The sequence below is a fragment of the Actinomadura livida genome, from assembly GCF_014648675.1.
Classification (GTDB): Bacteria; Actinomycetota; Actinomycetes; order Streptosporangiales; family Streptosporangiaceae; genus Spirillospora; species Spirillospora livida.
This window is the reverse complement of the sequence record NZ_BMRO01000042.1, coordinates 1-295: the sequence shown is the minus strand read 5'-3', so window position 1 is coordinate 295 and position 295 is coordinate 1. Positions and strand designations below refer to the sequence as shown.

The 295-nt window shown below is 69.8% G+C and carries 1 protein-coding gene; it reads right to left on the bottom strand.

What is annotated here, in order from left to right:
* Positions 1-295: acyltransferase domain-containing protein (locus IEZ03_RS37195; RefSeq protein WP_189241295.1), on the bottom strand; the 295-nt coding region annotated here is incomplete at both ends.

Genomic DNA, 295 nt, shown 5'->3' with positions numbered 1-295 from the left:
GTGGCGGTGGTGATGTGGTCGGCGATGGTGTCGATGGCGGGGCTGTGTGAGGCGTAGTCGACGTCGATGCGGCGGGTCTTGATCTCCCTCCGCTCGCACTCGTCGAGCAGTGCGGTGATGGCATCGTCGGGTCCGGCGACGATGGTGGTGGCGGGCCCGTTGATCGCGGCGACGGTGATGGTGTCGGGCAGCAGGCCGTCCAGATCGTCCGGGGTGGTGTGGATGGCGGCCATGGTGCCGGTTCCGGCCAGCGCGGTCAGGGCCTTGCTGCGGAGGGCGACGAGTTGGGCGGCGT